The following is an 18925-nucleotide window of genomic DNA, read 5'->3' as shown; positions in this document are numbered from 1 at the left end:
ATCTCATGGCGAACGCTGGCCTGCGGTCGCGCTTTTCTTGACTCCGAACTACACGCTCGGCGGGAGCTCTTCTCGTTCCAGGAACGCCAGCGCTGCGGCCCGAGCCTGGTCCATGGGCACTTCGTACTGGGCCGGGATCTCTCGGACGTGTGCCATGTAGTCGTAGACCACCGTTCCGGCAAGCGAAGGGTTGCCCACTGTCTGCGCTGCTCGGGGCGTCATGAAGACGACGAAGCCCTTCTCCTGTCCAACGCCCAGAAAGAACACGCCACGGCCGGCGTCTCCGGAAACCGAGCATTCGGCCATAGGCGGCACCGCCTTGTCCTTGCCGTCGGCCTGCATCCGCTGGATGAGGGTGTCCAGCTCGTCGGCCGTGTTCACCAGGATCGCCGGATCGCCCTCGGCGTAGTCGTTCTCCGGCTCCTGGTCGTACCAGATCTCGAGTGTGACCACGTTACTTGCCTCCGGTGAACGTCTTGCGGTAGTTCGGGGCATGGACGGTCAACGTATAGCCCTCGGGGAGAATCTCCGGCAGGAGGGTGTCGCACCCGAACACACCACGGCACGGCCGGTTGTTTTGAACGATGTCCACGTGTTTGCGTCCCTCCCGCACCATGCGGGCGGCGATCTTCTGCTCGACGTCGGCGGTGGTGGTCACGTCGCCGCGCTGCGGGATGCCCTTTTCGCGCAGCAATCGCGCCGCTTCCGCCGCGTCCGCGTCGTTCCCGCTGACGATCTCGTGCGCCTGGCCATGTTCGTCGACCCACCGGCCGTGAGTCTTCTGACCGGTCATGGTGATCACCGGCGGCGGCAACTCGGCTTGCAAGCTTTCGGCCTGTTCGCGAGTGAGACGTTGACCGTCCGGGACCGCGGCGGGTGGCTCGGCGGCAGTTGCCGGACCGGCCGGGCTAGTGGTTTCGTCCGGCGGATCATGCGCTCCGATGCGATCGAGGTAGCCGGTGAGCGTGCCGGTGACTCGGCCGATCGTCTCCACCACGCCGTCGATGTCCAGCGCAGCGGCGTTGTGGCAGGCGATGGCATTCCGCAATTCGGGCTGTTGAGAGCCGGTCTGGCTGAGCGCCTGGGTGGCTTCTTCGAGCAGTTGAGCGGCCTGTTTCAGGCTGGCTGTGCGCAGCTTGGTGAGTGCCGTCCGTACCGCCGCCGTCAGCGCCTGCACTCCTGCCATTACCGCCCCCTGCGGCCATACTGGCAGTTCAGCGGAGCGCCGTCACTCGTTGGACGGTACGCAGGATGAACCCGCCCCGGACGGCTACGGTCGACTCATGGCAGGAATCGTCGTGATCGGGGCGGGGCCGGGGATCGGGGCGGCGGTCGCGCGGCGGTTCGCGCGGGAGGGGCTCGGCGTGGCGGCCGTTGCGCGGCAGCCCAAGGACCTCGGGGTTGACGCCGTGACCCACGTGGCCGACGTCGGAGACGAGGAGTCCTTGCGCCAGGCGCTCGACGCCGTGATCGAGGACCAAGGACTGCCCGACGTAGTGGTCTACAACGCCGCCGCCATCCGCAGGGACGCGCCGGGGGAGCTCGGCGCGGAAGAGCACCTCAGGCTGTGGCGCGTCAACGTCCTCGGTGCCTACCTCGCCGCGGCGCACCTCGCGCCCAGGATGGCCGAGCGCGGCCACGGGACGTTCCTCACCACGGGCGGGATGCCCGAGCCCCAAGCCGCCTACACCAGCCTCTCGCTGGGCAAGGCCGGCCTCCGCACGGTGACGGCGCTGTTCGCCGAGCAGTACCCCACGCTGCACTTCGCCACGGTCACCGTCGGCGGCACCGTGGAGAAAGGCACGGCGTTCGACCCGGACGTCGTCGCCGAGCACTACTGGCGCCTGCACACGCAGGGCGTCTGGGAGCGGGAAGTGCTGATCACGACCAACCCCAGTCCTGCGTGAAACACCCCGCCAAGTAAAGGTCCACCCGGTCCGCGAAACGGCCCAGATCGCGGCCGGTCAGCTCCGAGATGCGCGAGATCCGGTACCGCAGGGTGTTCACGTGCAGGTGCAGCGCGCCCGACGTCTGGGTCCAGGAGCCGGAGTGCTCGAGGAAAGCCTTCAGGGTCGGGAGAAGCTCCGAGCCGTGGGCGGCGTCGTACGCCAGCACCGGTCCCAGCACCTTCTCGCCGAAGGAGCGGCGCAGGTCGTCGGGGACGGCGGCCAGCAGTAGCAGGTGGGAGGCCACCTCGTCACCCGCCAGCACGGCCGCGCGGCCCGGCGAAAGGGCGGCCAGCGTGCGAGCGTGGCGCGCCTCCTGGAGGCCGGAGCGCAGGCCGGCCGCGTCGGGCGCGCGGCTGAGGCCGACCGACAGGCGGGCGGAGCCGAGGGCGGGTTCGACCGCGCGGACGGACTCGCGCAGAGTCTCGGCGAGGCGGCCCAGGCGGTCGTGCGCCGGGAACAACCCGAAGGTCTCGCCGTCGATGGTGGCCACCAGCGTGGGGGCGGGGGCCGAAGCGAGCAGCTCCTCCACCAGCACCTGGGTGAGGCCTGGGCCGCCGCCGTCGACTGCGGCGGAGAGGGTCACGACGTGCGCCGAAGGTGGGAAGTCCAGCGCCGCGAGCCGCGCGGACAACGAAGCCGGAGAAGCGTCGTCGGAGAGGGCCAACCGCAGCAACGGCTCGGCCGCCCGGTTCTCGATGCGCTTGGCCTCGTCGACGCGGGAACGCTCCAGCCCGATCAACGGGGCCAGCTCCAGAGCGAGTTCGCGCCGGGAAACAGCCCAGCGTCCGATGTCGCCGGAGGCCACCAGGAACCAGCTCGCCACGCGGTGGCCCGAGCGGCTGGCGGCGGCCAGCAGCGTGACGGGACCGTCGTCGCCGGGGACGGTCAACGGGAGGCGTTCCGCGCGGAGGAACCGGCGCGCCAGGGCGGCCCGGCGCGCATCGGAAGGCGGCGAACCCGTGCCGGCGATCAGCCGGCCGGTCGCGCTCAGCACCCAGCAGTCCACGCCCAATTCGGAAGCGCCCGCGGAAACGAGCGCGGGAAGGCCATCACCGCCGGTCACGGCCGCGACCAGTCGCCGGTGCGAGTCGTGCGCGGGGGCGGAACGCTCGGCGGCCAGGCCGAGGATCACGCGCTCGGTCACCGTCGCGAAGGACACCGACAGCGGGACCTCGAACAGCGGCAGCCCGACCCGCCGGCACGACTCCACGAGGTGCTCGGGCACGGGCCCGCCCACCTCCGCCGTCCCAGCGCCCAGCGCGACCACACCCGCCGCCGCCAGCACGCCCACGAACTCCTCGGCCTCGGCCGGCCCGGGCAGCCAGCGCATGCCGCACAGCACGATCTCCCCACCGTTGAGGTACCGCGTCGGGTCCTGCAGTGTCGCCTGGAAGACGCGCCCGAACTCGCGGTCCAGCGCCGACTCGCCGGTGAGCAGGGTCAGCCCGAGCTCCGGCGTGTCCAGCAGCGCACCCAGCCGCATGCGGCACCTCCTTCCCGGCTCAAGTAGCGCACACGCCAGGGCCGCCGTCGTTTGGAGGAACCTACGAAAAACCACCCTCGACGCCCACCCGGTTTCGGTGGATCTGCCGTGGTCCGCGCCACGTCACGGCGTGTCTACTGACCGACGAGCGAAGGGAAGGAACACCATGGCGATCGTTCTGGGCGACAACCGCTACGGAAAGGCGGAGAACCGGGTCGTGCGCGTCGACCGCGACGGCGACGAGCACCGGATCACCGACCTCAACGTCAGCGTTTCGCTGTCCGGCGACATGAGCGACACCCACCTCACCGGCGCCAACGACAAGGTGCTGGCCACCGACACGCAGAAGAACACGGTGTTCGCGTTCGCCCGCGACGGCGTCGGCGAGATCGAGGGCTACGCGCTGCGCCTCGCGCGCCACTTCGTCACCACGCAGGACAGCATCCACGGCGCCCGCGTCCACGTGGAGTCGTACCCGTGGCAGCGGCTCACGGTCGGCGGGCAGCCGGCCCACCACTCGTTCGCGCGCTCGGGCGGCGGCACGCGCACCACGACCGTGCACTACGACGGCGCGCAGGCCTGGGTGCTCGGCGGCGTCGAGGACCTCACGGTGCTCAACACCACCGGCTCGGAGTTCTGGGGCTTCCCGCGCGACGGCTACACGACGCTGCCGGAGACCAGGGACCGCGTCCTCGCCACGGCCGTCAACGCGAGCTGGCGCTTCGCCGGCGAACTGGCAGACGCTGTCGACTGGGCCGGCGCGTACGACACGGCCCTGGCCGCGTTGCTCGACGCCTTCGGCGGAACGCACAGCCAGTCGCTGCAGCAGACGCTCTACGCGATGGGTTCGCGCGTGCTCGAGACGGTGCCCGAGATCGTGGAGGTGCGCCTGTCGCTGCCGAACAAACACCACTTCCTCACCGACCTGTCGCCGTTCGGCCTCGACAACCCCGGTGAGGTCTTCCATGCCGCCGACCGGCCGTACGGGCTGATCGAGGGCACCGTGCTGCGCGACGACGCGCCGCCCGCCGGGCCGGCCTGGTCCTGAGACGGAGGCCGAAGTGGAGTTCCTGCGCCCGACCACGCTCGCCGAGGCCCTCGAGGCCAAGGCGGCGCACCCCGACGCCGTGCCGATCGCGGGCGGCACCGATGTGATGGTGGAGATCAACTTCGACCACCGCCGCCCGTCGGCGCTGCTCGACCTCAACCGCGTCAGCGAGCTTTACGGCTACGACGTCGAGGAAGGCCGCATCCGGATCGCGGCCGCGACGCCGTACACGCGGATCATCGCGGAGCTGGGCGACCGGCTGCCGGGACTGGCGATGGCGGCCCGCACGGTCGGCTCGCCGCAGATCCGCAACCGCGGCAGCGTCGGCGGAAACCTCGGCGCGGCGTCGCCCGCGGGCGACTCGCACCCGGCGCTGCTCGCGGCCGACGCGGAGGTGGAGATCGCGTCCACCCGCGGCACCCGGCGCGTGGCGGCGAAGGACTTCTACGTTGGTGTGAAGCGAAATGTGCTCGAACCCGACGAGCTGATCACGGCTGTCCACTTGGCACCGGCGAGCGGGCCGCAGCAGTTCAGCAAGGTGGGGACCCGCAACGCGATGGTGATCGCGGTCTGCGCCTTCGGCCTCGCGGTGCACCCGGCCGAACGCCGCGTGGGCACGGGTGTCGGCTCGGCCGCCCCGACACCGCGCCGCGCGTTCGACGCCGAGGAGTTCCTCGCGGGCGAGCTGGCGGCCGACGACCAGTGGGACCGCCCGCGTGCGCTCGCCGACTCGGTGAAACGCCGCTTCGGTGAGCTGGTGGCCGCCGCGGCCGCGCCCATCGACGACGTGCGCGGCAGCGCCGACTACCGCCGCCACGCGCTGTCGGTGCTGGCGCGGCGGACGCTCGGCTGGGCCTGGACCGAATACTGCGGAGGGAGGCGCACGGAATGCGTGTGAACGTGATCGTCAACGGCGAGCAGCGCCAGGCGGACAACGTCTGGGAAGGCGAAAGCCTGCTCTACGTGCTGCGCGAACGGCTCGGCCTCGCCGGCTCGAAGAACGCGTGCGAGCAGGGCGAGTGCGGCTCGTGCACGGTGTACCTCGACGGCGTGCCGGCGTGCGCCTGCCTGGTCGCGGCCGGGCAGGCCGAGGGCCGCGAGGTGCGCACGGTGGAAGGTCTCGCCGACGGAGAGAACCTGGACCCGATCCAAGAGTCCTTTGTCGAATGCGGAGCCGTCCAATGTGGCTTCTGCACGCCCGGGCTCCTGGTGACCGCCCACGATCTCGTGGCGCGCACCGAAAACCCGAGCGACGCCGAGATCCGCGAAGCGCTGGCCGGGAACCTGTGCCGCTGCACCGGGTACGAGAAGATCCTCGACGCGGTCCGGCTCGCGGCCGCGCGGAAGGAGCACGCATGACGCGCCCGGCCCCGGCCCGGTCACCGCAAGAGCTGTCCGACACCGTCACCGGCGGCATCGGCACGAGTCCGCTGCGACCCGACGGCACGCTCAAGGTGCGCGGCGAGTTCGCGTACTCCTCGGACCTGTGGCACGAGGACATGCTGTGGGGTGCCACGCTGCGCAGCCCGCACCCGCACGCGCGGATCGTGCGCCTCGACGTCTCCCGGGCGTTGGCGCAGCCCGGCGTCCACGCGGTGCTGACGCACGAGGACGTGCCCGGCGAGAACCTCTACGGCCTCAAGTACCAGGACACGCCGGCGCTCGCTGAGGACCGCGTGCGCTACCAGGGCGAGCCGGTGGCGATCCTCGCAGCCGACCACCCGGAGATCGCGCGGCAGGCGCTCAAGCACATCGTGGTCGAGTACGAGGTGCTCGAACCGGTCACCGATCCCGAGCGCGCGGCCCACGACGAGACCCTGCCGAAGCTGCACCCGGGCGGAAATCTCGTGCGCTACCAACGCATCGTGAAGGGTGACCCGGCCGCGAAGGCCGATGTGGTCGTGTCCGGTGTCTACGAGATCGGCATGCAGGACCAGGCTTTCCTCGGCCCGGAGTCCGGCCTCGCCGTGCCCGACGACGACGGCGGCGTGGACCTCTATCTCGCCACGCAGTGGCTGCACGTGGACCAGAAGCAGACCGCGCGGGCACTGGGCCTGCCGCTGGAGAAGGTGCGGCTCACGCTCAGCGGCGTCGGCGGCGCGTTCGGCGGGCGCGAGGACCTGTCGATGCAGATCCACTCGTGCCTGCTCGCGCTGCGTACCGGCCGGCCCGTGAAGATGGTCTACAACCGAGAGGAGTCGTTCTTCGGCCACGTGCACCGGCACCCGGCGAAGATGTACTACGAACACGGCGCCACGCGCGAGGGCGATCTGGTCTACGTGCGCGCCCGGCTGTACTTCGACGGCGGCGCCTACGCGTCGAAGACGCCGGTGGTGGTCGGGAACGGCACCACGCTGTCCGTCGGCCCGTACAACGTGCCCAACGCGAAGATCGAGGGCTGGGGCGTGTACAGCAACAACCCGACGTGCGGTGCGATGCGCGGGCTCGGCGCGGTGCAGCCGACGTACGCGTACGAGTCCCAAATGGACAAACTCGCCACGGCGCTCGGCATCGACCCCGCCGACCTGCGGATCCGCAACGCGATGAGCGAGGGCTCCACCAACGTCACCGGCCAGCTCGTCGATTTCCCGGCTCCCGTGGCCGAGCTGATCCAGCGCCTGAAGGACATGCCGTTGCCGCCGGAACGTGGTGAGCACCCGGACATCCGCGACCTGCCCGGCGGAGCGTCCAATGTTACCCACGGCGAAGGCGTGGTGCGCGGGGTCGGTTACGGCGTGACCATCAAGAACATCTCCTACGCCGAAGGCCTCGACGACTACTCGACCGCCCGCGTGCGGCTGCAGGTGATCGGCGGCGAACCGGTGGCGATGGTGCACACGGCCGCGGCCGAGGTGGGCCAGGGGCTCGTCACGTTGCAGCAGCAGATCGCGCGCACCGAGCTGGGTGTGCCGCGCGTAACCGTGCACCCGGCCGACACGAGCGTCGGCGATGCGGGTTCGAGTTCGGCGTCGCGGCAGACGTACGTGACCGGTGGTGCCGTGCGCAATGCGTGCCGTGCGGTGGCCGACGCGGTCTATGCACTGGCCGAACGCCGGCTGGGCCGTGATGCGAAAGGGATGTCGCTGGCGGGCGGCAAGATCGTGGCCGGCGACGGTGAGGTCGTCGCGTCCCTTGTGGACCTCCTCGGCGACGAGATTGTCGAGGAGACCCGGGAGTTCCACCACCGCAAGACCTACCCGCTCGACCCGGAGACCGGCCAGGGCGACGCCCACGTGCAGTACGGTTTCTCCGCGCACCGCGCGGTGGTGGACGTCGACGTGGAGCTGGGCCTGGTCAAGGTCGTGCAGCTCGACTGCGCGCAGGACGTGGGCAAGGCGATGAACCCCGACGCGGTGCTCGGCCAGATCCAAGGCGGGTCCGCGCAGGGTCTCGGCCTGGCCGTGATGGAGGAGATCCAGGTGGTGGACGGAAAGGTGCGCAACCCGTCGTTCACCGACTACCTCATCCCGACCGTGCTGGACATGCCGCCGATGCGCATCGACGTGCTGGAGCGGCCCGACCCGCACGCGCCCTACGGCGTGCGCGGCGTCGGCGAGCCGCCCACGATCTCCTCGACGCCGGCGGTCGCCAACGCCATCCGCGCGGCGACCGGCCTCGAATTGCCACGCGTCCCGATCCGGCCCGAGCACATCACCGGAACCTGAGCCGACTCACTGGAACTGTCTGGAGCGCAAGCGAAATGACCCTCTCCCTCGACGCCGACCTCGAGCGTGAATGGCTCCTCGAGAGCGTGCGCATCGCGACCCGCAACGTCGCCGACGGCGGCGGCCCGTTCGGCGCGCTCGTCGCCAAGGGCCGTGACATCATCGCGACGGGTGTCAACCGCGTCACCCCCTCGCTCGACCCCACGGCCCACGCCGAGGTGGTCGCCATCCGCGCGGCCTGCCAGGCGCTCGGCACGTTCAAGCTCACCGGCTGCGTGCTCGTGTCCTCGTGCGAACCGTGCCCGATGTGCCTTTCGTCCGCGCTGTGGGCGCGGGTGGACGGCGTGGTCTACGCGGCCGACCGCCACGACGCGGCCAAGGCCGGTTTCGACGACCGCGCGTTCTACGAACTGTTCGACAAGCCCCGCGAAACCTGGGAAGTACCCGTTTCCCGGCTGTCCCTCAAGGACGGCTTCGCGCCGTTCGACGCCTGGCTGGACCGGCCCGACCGCGTCGACTACTAGGCACTCGGGGCCGGCGGTTCTCCCCGGTCCGGCCCCGCAGTTCCCAATACAGACAGGCCCGATACAGACACGCCCGACACCGGAAGCCCGTACCCGGGCACATCCCGGTGCTGACCGGAGCACCACAAAAAACAATTCGTCAGGCTTGCCACGCCCCGATCCGACTGCAGGGCGCGGTCGAGCACACCCACCGGCAAGGGGACGACGCATGACCCAGGTACACATCGACGACGCTGTGACCCCGGCCCCAGGACCAGCTCGCAAGCCCTTCCTGGACCGCCTCTTCGACATCACCGCCCGCCGCACAACCGTGGGCCGCGAGGTGCGCGGCGGCATCACCACGTTCGTCGCGATGGCCTACATCGTGCTGCTCAACCCGCTCATCCTCGGCGCTTCCGCCGACATTACCGGCGCGAAGCTCAGCGCCGCCCAGGTCACCACGGCCACCGCGCTGGCGGCCGCGGTGATGACCATCCTCATGGGACTCGTCGGCAACGCGCCGCTCGCGCTGGCCGCGGGTCTCGGGATCAACGGCATCGTCGCGTTCCAGATGGCGCCGGCGATGACGTGGCCCCAGGCCTTCGGACTCGTGGTGCTCGAAGGCGTCTGCATCGTGCTGATGGCCGTGAGCGGGATCCGGGAACGGATCATGAACGCGATCCCCGCGCCGCTCAAGATGGCGATCACGGTCGGCATCGGGCTCTACATCGCGCTCGTCGGCCTGGTCAGCGCCGGGTTCGTCACGCGGACGCCGGACGCGGCCGAGTCCACCGTGCCCGTTCGGCTCGGTTTCGACGGGCACCTCGACGGCTGGCCGATCGCGGTGTTCTGCTTCGGCCTGCTGCTGATGACGGTGCTGATGTCGCGCAAAGTCCCGGGCGCGGTGCTGATCAGCATCGCGGTGTCCACTGTGCTCGCCGTGGTGCTGCACGACGGTTTCCACGTGGGGAACTGGGGATTGACCACCCCGACGCTGCCGAGCCACGTGGTGGCGGTACCCGATTTCGGGCTGCTGGGCCACATCGACCTGTTCGGCGGCTTCGCTTCAGCGGGTGCGCTGACCGCCACGATCTTCCTGTTCACCCTCGTGCTGTCCGGCTTCTTCGACGCGATGGGCACGATCACCAGCGTGTCGGCCGAAGCCGGGCTGTCGAAGGACGGCCGCGTGCCACGGATGGGCCGGATCCTGTTCGTCGACGGCGCGGGCGCGATCGCCGGCGGGCTCTCGGGTTCCTCGCCCAACACCGTGTTCCTCGAATCGGCGGCCGGCGTGGGCGAGGGCGCGCGGACCGGGCTCGCGAGCGTGGTCACCGGCGCGCTGTTCACCGCGACGCTGCTGTTCACGCCGATCGCGGGCATCGTCCCGGCGCAGGCCGCGGCGCCGGCGCTCGTGGTGATCGGCGGCATGATGGTGGCGCAATGCCGCAACATCCCGTGGCAGGACAGTGATTACACGATCCCGGTGTTCCTCACCGTCGCGCTGATCCCGTTCACCTACTCCATCACCAACGGTGTGGGCGCGGGTCTCATCGCGTTCGTGCTCATCAAGACGTGCAAGGGCAAGTGGCGCGACGCTGGGTGGATCCTCACGGTGCTGGCGCTGGTGTTCACCGTCTACTTCGGAATCGACGTCGTCAAGGCGATCTTGTAGCTGTGGTAGCTCGAAGGAAAGGAACTGTTGTGACCTTGATGTTCCTCAACGGCGGCGCCATGCGCGGCGAACCGCTGCACCACCTGCTCGACGGCGCCCCTCTCGTCGCGTCGACGACCACCGCGCCGAAGTACCGCTTCTACTCCGTGGGCGGCCAGTGCCCGGCTTTGGTCCCGGTCGCCCACGGCGGCGGTGCGGTGGCGGGCGAGGTGTACGAGGTGTCCCTGGACGCGCTGCGGGACCGGGTACTGCCGGCGGAACCGCCCGAGCTGGAGCTGGGCGTGATCGAGCTGGCGGACGGGAGCTCGGCGTTCGCGATGCTGCTGCGCCGGCCGCAGACGTCCCACGTGCAGCTGCGCGACATCACCGAGATCGGTGACTGGCGGGCGTTCCGGTCTCGGTCATGACAGTGCTGGTCGCGCCCGACAAGTTCAAGGGCTCGCTCACGGCGGCGCAGGTCGCTTCGGCGGTCGCCGCCGGCTTGCGTGAGGTGTCCGGCGACGAGCCGGTGGTCGAGCTCCCGGTGGCGGACGGCGGTGACGGCACGGTGGCCGCCGCCGTCGCTGCCGGGTTCCACCGGGTGCCGGTGCGCGTGTCCGGGCCGACGGGTCGGCGGATCACGGCGTTCTTCGCCCTGCGGGGTGACGTTGCCGTGGTGGAACTGGCCGAGGCTTCCGGTTTGCAGCGGTTGCCGGGTGCGTTGCCGGCGCCACTGACCGCGTCGAGTCATGGCACGGGCGAGCTGATCGCGGCGGCGCGGGCGGCCGGGGCGTCGCGGATCGTGCTGGGCGTCGGCGGGAGTGCTTGCACGGATGGTGGCGCCGGGATGCTGACGGCGCTGGGGGCGCGAGTGCTGGATTCTTCCGGTGCCGCGGTGCCTCTCGGCGGTATCGGGCTGGCTTCGGTGTCTACTGTGGACTTGTCCGGGGTGTCCGCTGTGGACATCGACCTGGCTTGCGACGTGGACAACCCGCTGCTGGGTCCTTCGGGCGCGGCGGCGGTGTATGGGCCGCAGAAGGGTGCGAGCCCTGAGGATGTCGCCGTGCTGGACGCCGGGTTGCGCCACTGGGCTTCGGTGCTGGGTCCTTCGTCCGCCTCGGCCGCGGGCGCCGGCGCGGCGGGCGGGGTGGGCTTCGCGGCGCTGGCGGCGTTGGGCGCTCGGCTGAGGCCGGGTATTTCCTTGCTGCTCGACCTCCTGGGCTTCTCCACCGCGGTCCGCGACGCCCGCCTCGTCATCACCGGCGAGGGCTCCTTGGACACGCAGTCCTTGCACGGCAAGGCCCCCGTCGGCGTCCTGCGCGCGGCCACGGGCGCCGGCGTCCCGACGGTTGCCGCGGCGGGCCGCTGCCTGCTGCCCCCGGCCGAGTGGCGTGCGGCCGGCTTCACCGCCGTCCACGCCCTCACCGACCTCGAACCGGACCCGGCGCGCTGCATGACGAACGCGGAGCCGTTGCTACGCCGCCTCGCTGAACGCCTGGCCCGAGACCACGCCTCAACCGTCCAGCGCGGACGCTCGGCTGGGGTCGGCGAGCGGAAGTTCCGCGTGCAGGCTGGTTCCGGCTCCGGGCGGGCTCTGGAGGACGATCCGGCCGCCGATCGCTTCGACCCGGTCTTTGAGGCCGAGCAAACCGGTGCCCCGGGTGAAGTCGGCGCCACCGACGCCGTCATCGAGGACCGTGACGTGCAACAGGGCCTTCGCGGCGTCGAGGTGAATGGTCACCGAGGCGGAAGATGCTCGTGAGTGCTTGGCCGCGTTGGTCAGGGCCTCCGCGACGACGAAGTAGGCGCTGACCTCGACGTGCTTGGGGAGCGACTGCCCCGGCTGCTGGTCGACCTCGACCGGGATGGGCGAGCGGCGGCCGAGCGTGCGTACGGCCGCTTGGAGTCCTCCCGTGTCGAGGATCCCCGGGTGGATACCGCGCGCGATCTCGCGCAGCTCGTCCAGCTGACTGGTGGCTTCGGCGGCGAGGTCGCCGAGATCGGCGGCGAGTTCGGTGAGTTCCGGTGGCACCTGCGCCTGTGCCGCGCGCAGCCGCAACGCGAGAGAGACCAGCCGTTGCTGAGCGCCGTCGTGCAGGTCCCGTTCGATGCGCCGGCGTGCCTGGTCGGCTGCAGTGACGATCCGCGCCCGCGACGCGGTGAGCTGGGCGTACAGCTGCGCGTTGTCGAGGGAGACGGCGAGCTGGCCCGCGATGAGCTTGACGGCGTCGAGCCGCTCGGCGGTGAACGCGCCGCCGATCAGCCGGTTTTCCAGCAGCAGCGCCGCCCGCGGGGCACCGCGGCTGAGGACGGGCACCGCGAGGAAGGAGCAGCGCGTGAGGCCCGCGAAGCACGGGTCGTGGGCGAAGCGGTCGTCGCGGGTGACGTCGTCGACGACGAGTGGTGCCTCGGTCCGGCGGATGTAGCGCAGCACCGACATCGGCACCGCGTGGTCATGATCGGCGCCTGTCGCTGTGTTCGGGGGAGCGGAGGCGGGCAGGAGCCAGTCCCGCCGGTCGTCGCTCCACAGCACGAGGCGGACGACGGTGGCACCGGTCATCGCGCTGAGCACGTCGACGACCCGCGAATGCAGGCGTTCGATGCTCGTCTCGGAGCTCAGCGCCCGCGACGCGGACAGGACGCCGAGCAGGTCGAGGGTGCCCGTGGTGACCGTTGAGCGCTGGTGGACGGCACCCGCCGGTCGGGCCTGCCCGAGACCGGCCGTCGCGCCGGCTCCTGATCGCAGAGCCGGGTACGCCCAGTCGAGCTGCGCCACCTTCGCGGTCGCGCCCCAGGCGGCGTAGTCGTCGCGGGCCTGCGCGAGCAGGTCGAAGCCGGTGTGGTCGATGTCGTGCGCCAGGTGGAAGCGCGCCGCGCGCTCGGCGATCAGGGCCCGGTGCCAGGGGCGCCGACGCTGGACGACCTCGCGCCGCGCGGCGTCGAACGCCCGCACGGCACCGCGGAAGTCGTCGACCGCCCAGGCCCGCTCGGCCTCGAGCAACCGCACCAGGTGCAGGAAGTTTTCCGGTGCGTCCCTGACCCGCGCGGCCAGCCACCGCATCACCTCGTCCAATTCGGACAGTGGAGCTCCGCGCTCGGCGTCAGTGGCCGCGCGGGCCTGGTCGGCCAAGGCGAGCCCGCGCAGCAAGCGGGCCACGGCGGTGGAGTAGAAGCCGGCGGCGGCCGGGAGCAGGGCCATGGCGGCCGCACTGTGTTCTGCCAGGCGAACTGGATCACCGAAGCAGGCCGCCGCGAGCGCGTGACACAGGTGCGCGTAGAACAGCGCCAGCGGATTGTCGGCGAAGCGGTCGAGGGGGATCGGGTCGTCGCTCGAGGCTGGACTCTCGCCGCGCAGCACGTCGGCCAGCCACCGGTAGCTGTCGAGCCATTGGCCGGTCTGCTCGTTGCCGGTCCGGCGCAGGAAGGCGAACCCCCGGTCGACCTCGGCGACGAAATTCGCCAGCGACGGCGCGCACTCCGCCAGGTACGGCACCGAGAGCTGGTAGGTGTAACCGGCGTAGGCCAGGTCACCGCCCGCGATCAGCCCCGTCCTGGCTTTCTGCGCCGCGCGGGCACCGTTCTCGACCGGCTCGAACCAGCCGCTGAGAGCGGAGAACATGTGCCGTGCCTGCGAGGTGCCGGGCTCGTAGCCGCGGGCCTCGCCCAGCGCCACGATCCGCTGCAACGCGCGGTATCCGGCCTCGTAGGCACCGCGCTGCGCCCCCGCGTGGTAGGCGGCGTGGCTCGCCGGGCCGATCACGCTCGGGCCGGGACCGTGCTCGATCCAGATCCGGATGGCTTCCAGACCCAGCCACGAGATCAAGGCCGGGTCGGCGACGAAGTAGGCAGCCGGCAGGGCAGCGTCGATCAAGCGGGTCACGGCCAGCGCGGTGGCGTCGGCAAGGTCCGGCCGGGCCAGGTCATCCGCTGGGTCGCTGTCGGCCGCCCACCGGTACAGGCGCTCGAACCGCTGGTCGACTTCGGCGGGGAGCCGATCCCCCGAAGGTACGACGACGCCGCACTCCCGCAGCGACTCCAGGCTCAGCGCGATCGCCTCGGCGAACCGGGTCTGGTGCGTGAGGCCGCGCACCTGGATCGCCGTCGGGCCCGCCCGGTCCGGCATCCTCTCGCAGAGCCGCTCGATCGCCCGGTAGTCCGCGTCGGCCTCTGCCAAGCGCCCCGAACCGAACAGAGCCGCCTGGCGAGCAGTGCGCAGCTCGACCACCACGGCGATCTCGGCGGGGTCGACCAGCCGCAACGCCGCCGAGAGGAGCGCGTTCACCTGCACATCGTCACCCGTCAACGCGGCCTGGTCGGCGCCGCGCCGCGGCAGCTTCGTCACCTGCCGGCGCTCTGCGGGATCGTCGACCGCGTCGATCACCGGCAGGTACTGGTCGGCGGCGGCCGCGAACAGGTCGCGCACCCGGGCCAGCCGTCGCGCCATGGCCAGGTGCAGAGCCCGGCGCCGCTCCGGATCGAGCGTGGACAGGATCGCCTCGCGGATGCGGTCGTGGCGGAACCGCACCGCGCCGTGGGCACCGCTTTCCAGTGCGAGAAGTCCCTCGTCCAGCGCCGGCGCCAACTGCCGCTCCACCCCGCCGTCCGGCTCGCCCGTGGCAATCCACAGCACCGAGACCTCGACCTGCCCGCCGAGACAGGCCATCGCCTCCACCAGCCGCCGGGACCGCGGCGGCACGGCCTCGATCCGCGCCGCCAGCAGGTCGCCGACCTCCGACGGACCCAGCCGGGCTCGCAGCCGCGCCGGATCCCACCGCCACCCGGAGGCGTTCGCGGTGAAAACACCGTGGCGGCCCAGCGCGTTGAGCAGCTGCACGGTTTCGTACGGGTTGCCGGACGTGCGCGGCTCGATCACCTCGACCAGGCTCGCCGCCGCGACCTCGTCGGCGTGCAGCATCTCGGCGACCATGGCGACCAGACTCGGGATGGGCAGGTTGCCCAGCCGCAGGTACCGCACACCGGCTCGGTCCTCCGACCCTGCCGGTTGCTCTGCCGAAGCCACGTCGTCGTCGCGGCGCACGCCCACCAGCAGCAGGCCGGCGATCGGCTCCTCGTCGAGCAGGAGGTCGACGAACCCGAGCGGGACTCGCCCGGCCCATTGCAGGTCGTCGAGGAGCAGCACCACAGGTCGTTCCGGTGACGCGATCGCCCGCAGGATCTGGACGCTGTTGTGCTGAGCCCGTGATTGCGCGGTGAGCGGATCGCCGGGGTCGGGCGGCACCTTCAGCAGCGCGGCGAACTCCGGCACCACCGCGGTCAGCAGGCCCACATTCGGGCCGGCCGCGGCGAAGATGCGTTCCCGGACCTCGGTCAGCTCGTTCTCCGGCTCGGCCAGCAGCAGCCTTCCCAGCACCCGGAACGCCTGGTGCACCCCGTCGAACTCCAGATCCCTCCGGTACTGGTCGAACTTGCCCGGCACGAACCAGCCACCCCGGCTCGTCACGGCCGGGCGCAGCTCGTCGACCAACGCCGTCTTGCCCACCCCCGCCGCGCCGTTGATCATGACTCCCTGGCACTGGCCCGTCAGCGCGTCTTCGAGCGCCGCGTGGAGCGCGGCCACCTCGGCTTCGCGCCCGACCAGCCTCGGTGGCGCGACCAGCCGGAGCGGGAAGTCGTGTTCACCGACCCGGACCGGTCCCGCCCGGGCGTCCCGCAGCCGCTCCAGGTCGTGGACCACGCCCTCCGCGGTCTGGTAACGGCTGTCCGGCTCCTTCTCGAGCAGATGAAGGATGATCTCGGGCAGGGCCGCCGGCAAAGCCGGGTTCACCTCGTCCGGCGGCACCGGGACCTGCGTCAAGTGGTCGTGGGTGAGGCGAAGCGGATCGCCGGAGCCGAACGGCGGTGCCCCCGTCGCCAGTTCGTAGAGCGTCGCACCCAGCGAGTACAGGTCGGCCCGCTGGTCGACGGAACGGCCGGTCCGCCCGGTCTGCTCGGGAGCGAGGTACGCGAGAGTCCCGACGATCTCGCTGCGATCGGAGAACGGACGGCCGGCGTCGGCGAGCGAGGTGGCCAACGTGAAGTCCACCAGGTACGGAGCACCGTCGCGGGAGATCACGATGTTCGCGGGGGTGATTTCCCGGTGCAGCACTCCGCGGCGGTGCATGGCCGCCACGGCTCTGGCCAGCCCCAGCGCGACGCCGACCAGGACGTCGACGGGAAGCGGCTTCGACAGTCCTGCCAGGTTCGTGCCGCCGACGTCCGCCAGCACGATCGCCCCCGCGTACTGCGGCGCGTCCGCCAGCTGCGCCACGCCCGGGACCCCGCGGAGCTGTTCCAGCACCGCCTTCTCGTGCCGCAGCCGTCCCGGCGCGTCCGGCCCGAGCGGCTGTTTGCAGACGACAGTGCGATCAGGGAGGAACAGCCGGACGATCCGCGTGCGCGCGTCCTCGCGAAGTACTGAGACCCGGGTGTCCGGATCTCGGCCCGGTAGCTCGGCTGTGCCCACCCGACACCTCCACACACTGTCGGTCTCGACGCAACCTCTGCCTACACCCATCTCAGCGCGATCGCGACCCCCCGGGGCAGGCGGTGCACCGGCTTCTTCTTCCCCGGATTCGCCCGCTTTTCACCACCCTCGGCGGCACCCGGTGATCAGCCGCCGCCAACGCCCGCCCTACCCGAGCAGGTGGAGGTGGGGCGACAGACGGAGTGCTGCGGCTTCTTCGGTTGTCGCCCAGGTGAAGTCGTCGTGTTCGGCGGGGTTGAGGGTGACCGTGCCGGGCGTGGGTTCGGTCGCGTTGTAGACGCGGGCGTGGATCGTGAGCGGCCGGCCGTCGAGGTCGGGCCACGAGAGGCGGGCGCGTTCGCCGAGGAGGTGGACGTGCAGGCCCGTTTCCTCGGCCACCTCGCGGACCGCGGTGGTCTCCGGGGCTTCGCCGGGCTCGGCGGTGCCGCCAGGAAGCTCCCAGTGCTCGCCGAGGAACGTGCCGGGCGCGCGGCGAAGGAGGAGGACCGTGTCGCCGCGGGGGAGCCAGACGTAGGCGAGGAGTTTGGTGGTCATGAGAAGCCGCCGTTGGAGGTGAGGAGCTGGCCGGTGACCCAGGTGCCGTCGGGGCCGCAGAGGAAGGACACGAGGTTGGCGCAGTCGCGCGGGGTGCCGAGGCGGCCCAGCGGTGTGCGGTCGCGGAGGGTGGTGCTCAGGGGGCCGTCCATCCAGCCGGTGTCGGTCGGGCCGGGGTTGACGGCGTTGGCGGTGATGCCGCGGGGGCCGAGTTCCCCGGCGGCGGCCACGATCAGGCGGTCGAGGGCGCCTTTGCTGGCGCCGTAGGGAACGTTGTGGACCACGGCGTCGCTCGTCAGGGCGACGATGCGGCCGGTGCCGTGGGGTCCGCCGAAGCGCACCGCGAACTCGCGCATGAGCAGCCAGTTCGCGCGTGTGTTCACCGCGAAGTGCCGGTCGAAGCTTTCGAGCGACGTGTCGAGGAAACCGGAGTCGACGGACTCGCAGTGCGCCAGCACCAAAGCCGTCACGTCGCCAAGGGAAGAAGCCACTCGGTCGAACAACGACGCCGGCGCCGCAGGATCGGCCAAGTCCGCTTCGACCGAGAAATCCCCGGCCCGCACCGGATCCGCGCCCCACGGCATGCGGGCGTCGTAGGCCGGCCAGTGTGTGCACGCGACGAGCCAGCCGTCCGCCGAGAGGCGTTCGGCGATGGCCGCCCCGATGCCCGCGCGCCGGCCGACGCCGGTGACCAGGGCGACCGGGCGCTCACTCCTCAATGGCCCCGCCCACGGCGCGCAGGTGTTCGCGGAAGGTCAGCGCGGGGTTGGCCTCGCGGGCGCGCAGGAACTCGGCGAAGCGCACCTGCTCGCGCAGCGTCTTGCCGCCGCGGATGAGCTCGGCCTGGCGCCGCTCGGTGTCCCGAATGGACTCCGCGAGGCGGAACACGTCCTCGGCCTCGTTGGCGGGCACGAAGACCACGCCGTCGTCGTCGCCGAACACCAGGTCGTCCGACGTGACCTCCCACTCGCCGACGCGCGCGGACTCGAGCGCGTTCGCGGCGCGGTCGGTGAGCGAGAGCGGTCCGGTCGGCAGGGAACCGAGGCTGAACACGGGCAGCCCGATCGCGCGCAGGTCGGCGGTGTCGCGGTGCAGGCCCCAGATCACGATGCCGGACGCGCCCGCCGTCGCGGCCTCGATCGCCACGAGGTCACCGACGCAGCTCTCGTCGAGGCGCCCGCCGTTGTCCACCACCAGCACGTCGCCCTCCTCGGCGCTCATCAGCGCCTCCAGGAACACGTCGACGCTGCCCGCGTGCCGCGCCGGCAACACCCGCCCGGCCACGCGCCCACCGACCGCGGCCCGTGTCCCCGCCGGCGCGCAGCGCACCTGCAGCCGCGCGCGGATGCAGCCGTCGGTGAGGTGCGCGGTGGTGAGCGTTTCGAAGCGGCGCCGCAGCTCGTCGTTTTTCATTTCGTTCAGGCCTTTCTCGCAGCGAGCTGGAAGACGTTGCCGGGTGGCGGGGTCACCACCCGAGCCAACCGCGTCCGCGACGCGCGCGCAATATCTTTGGCCCCGGCTCCGCCGGGGCGTGCGAGATCGCCTTTGAGCCGGTTTCCGGATTGGGGCGGTCGGATCGGCCGGGGGCCGATCGCACCGCCCCAATCC

The 18925-nt window shown here is 71.4% G+C and carries 15 protein-coding genes and 1 pseudogene; 9 read left to right on the top strand and 7 right to left on the bottom strand.

Translation table 11 applies throughout. The features are described from left to right. Positions 1-48: 48 nt before the first annotated feature. Positions 49-453 (bottom strand): Imm1 family immunity protein, encoded by a 405-nt coding sequence (locus tag ABZU76_RS21530; RefSeq protein WP_354872210.1) that lies wholly within the window; start codon positions 451-453, stop codon positions 49-51. Position 454: 1 nt separating this feature from the next. Continuing rightward, positions 455-1186 carry a DddA-like double-stranded DNA deaminase toxin gene (locus tag ABZU76_RS21525; RefSeq protein ID WP_354872207.1) on the bottom strand — a complete coding sequence of 244 codons (732 nt, stop codon included), beginning with the start codon at positions 1184-1186 and terminating at the stop codon, positions 455-457. Between the two features lie 97 nt (positions 1187-1283). On the opposite strand from ABZU76_RS21525, the gene ABZU76_RS21520 reads away from it, so the two are divergent. Further along, the gene (locus ABZU76_RS21520; protein ID WP_354872204.1) at positions 1284-1907 is read left to right on the top strand and encodes an SDR family NAD(P)-dependent oxidoreductase; all 624 of its coding nucleotides are present in this window, start codon (positions 1284-1286) and stop codon (positions 1905-1907) included. Here the strand turns inward: ABZU76_RS21520 and ABZU76_RS21515 are convergent. Beyond that, positions 1882-3432, bottom strand: a complete 1551-nt coding sequence (locus ABZU76_RS21515; protein ID WP_354872201.1) for a helix-turn-helix domain-containing protein — start codon at positions 3430-3432, stop codon at positions 1882-1884. The two genes, ABZU76_RS21520 and ABZU76_RS21515, sit on opposite strands and share 26 nt — an antisense overlap. 166 nt (positions 3433-3598) lie before the next feature. Here ABZU76_RS21515 and pucL point away from each other — a divergent pair, with 166 nt between their 5' ends. The 8 genes and pseudogenes from pucL to ABZU76_RS21475 all read left to right on the top strand — a co-directional run. After that, positions 3599-4480: a factor-independent urate hydroxylase gene (gene pucL, locus ABZU76_RS21510; protein WP_354872198.1), complete on the top strand. Its 882-nt coding sequence runs from the start codon at positions 3599-3601 to the stop codon at positions 4478-4480. Between the two features lie 13 nt (positions 4481-4493). Then, positions 4494-5378, top strand: coding sequence for an FAD binding domain-containing protein (locus ABZU76_RS21505; protein ID WP_354872196.1), 885 nt, complete (start codon positions 4494-4496; stop codon positions 5376-5378). Further along, entirely contained in the window at positions 5369-5839 is a 471-nt protein-coding gene (locus ABZU76_RS21500; protein WP_354872193.1) for a (2Fe-2S)-binding protein, read from the top strand. Before ABZU76_RS21505 ends, ABZU76_RS21500 begins: the two co-directional genes overlap by 10 nt. Then, positions 5836-8145 (top strand): xanthine dehydrogenase subunit D, encoded by a 2310-nt coding sequence (pucD, locus tag ABZU76_RS21495; RefSeq protein WP_354872191.1) that lies wholly within the window; start codon positions 5836-5838, stop codon positions 8143-8145. Before ABZU76_RS21500 ends, pucD begins: the two co-directional genes overlap by 4 nt. A gap of 35 nt (positions 8146-8180) precedes the next feature. Then, the gene (locus ABZU76_RS21490; RefSeq protein WP_220243638.1) at positions 8181-8669 is read left to right on the top strand and encodes a nucleoside deaminase; all 489 of its coding nucleotides are present in this window, start codon (positions 8181-8183) and stop codon (positions 8667-8669) included. Positions 8670-8877: 208 nt separating this feature from the next. Beyond that, a complete protein-coding gene (locus ABZU76_RS21485; protein ID WP_354872187.1) occupies positions 8878-10320 on the top strand; it encodes an NCS2 family permease in 1443 nt (480 codons plus the stop codon). Positions 10321-10349: 29 nt separating this feature from the next. Then, positions 10350-10727, top strand: coding sequence for a gamma-glutamylcyclotransferase (locus ABZU76_RS21480; protein WP_285973005.1), 378 nt, complete (start codon positions 10350-10352; stop codon positions 10725-10727). Continuing rightward, positions 10724-11815, top strand: a pseudogene (locus tag ABZU76_RS21475) (glycerate kinase); the annotation flags it as partial. The gene ABZU76_RS21480 and the pseudogene ABZU76_RS21475, both read left to right, overlap by 4 nt. On the opposite strand, the gene ABZU76_RS21470 reads toward ABZU76_RS21475, so the two are convergent. From ABZU76_RS21470 to ABZU76_RS21455, 4 genes are all read right to left on the bottom strand, one after another. Next, a complete protein-coding gene (locus tag ABZU76_RS21470; protein ID WP_354872184.1) occupies positions 11813-16813 on the bottom strand; it encodes an AAA family ATPase in 5001 nt (1666 codons plus the stop codon). The pseudogene ABZU76_RS21475 and the gene ABZU76_RS21470 overlap by 3 nt on opposite strands. 117 nt (positions 16814-16930) lie before the next feature. Continuing rightward, on the bottom strand, positions 16931-17317 hold the full coding sequence (locus ABZU76_RS21465) for an NUDIX hydrolase (protein WP_354872181.1): 387 nt from the start codon (positions 17315-17317) through the stop codon (positions 16931-16933). Further along, positions 17314-18036: an SDR family oxidoreductase gene (locus ABZU76_RS21460; RefSeq protein ID WP_354872179.1), complete on the bottom strand. Its 723-nt coding sequence runs from the start codon at positions 18034-18036 to the stop codon at positions 17314-17316. Before ABZU76_RS21460 ends, ABZU76_RS21465 begins: the two co-directional genes overlap by 4 nt. Beyond that, on the bottom strand, positions 18026-18730 hold the full coding sequence (locus ABZU76_RS21455; RefSeq protein WP_354872177.1) for an RraA family protein: 705 nt from the start codon (positions 18728-18730) through the stop codon (positions 18026-18028). Before ABZU76_RS21455 ends, ABZU76_RS21460 begins: the two co-directional genes overlap by 11 nt. Between the last annotated feature and the right edge of the window lie 195 nt (positions 18731-18925).

It is taken from the genome of Amycolatopsis sp. NPDC005232 (assembly GCF_040607795.1).
GTDB lineage: Bacteria > Actinomycetota > Actinomycetes > Mycobacteriales > Pseudonocardiaceae > Amycolatopsis.
This window is presented reverse-complemented; position numbering and strand designations above follow the sequence as displayed.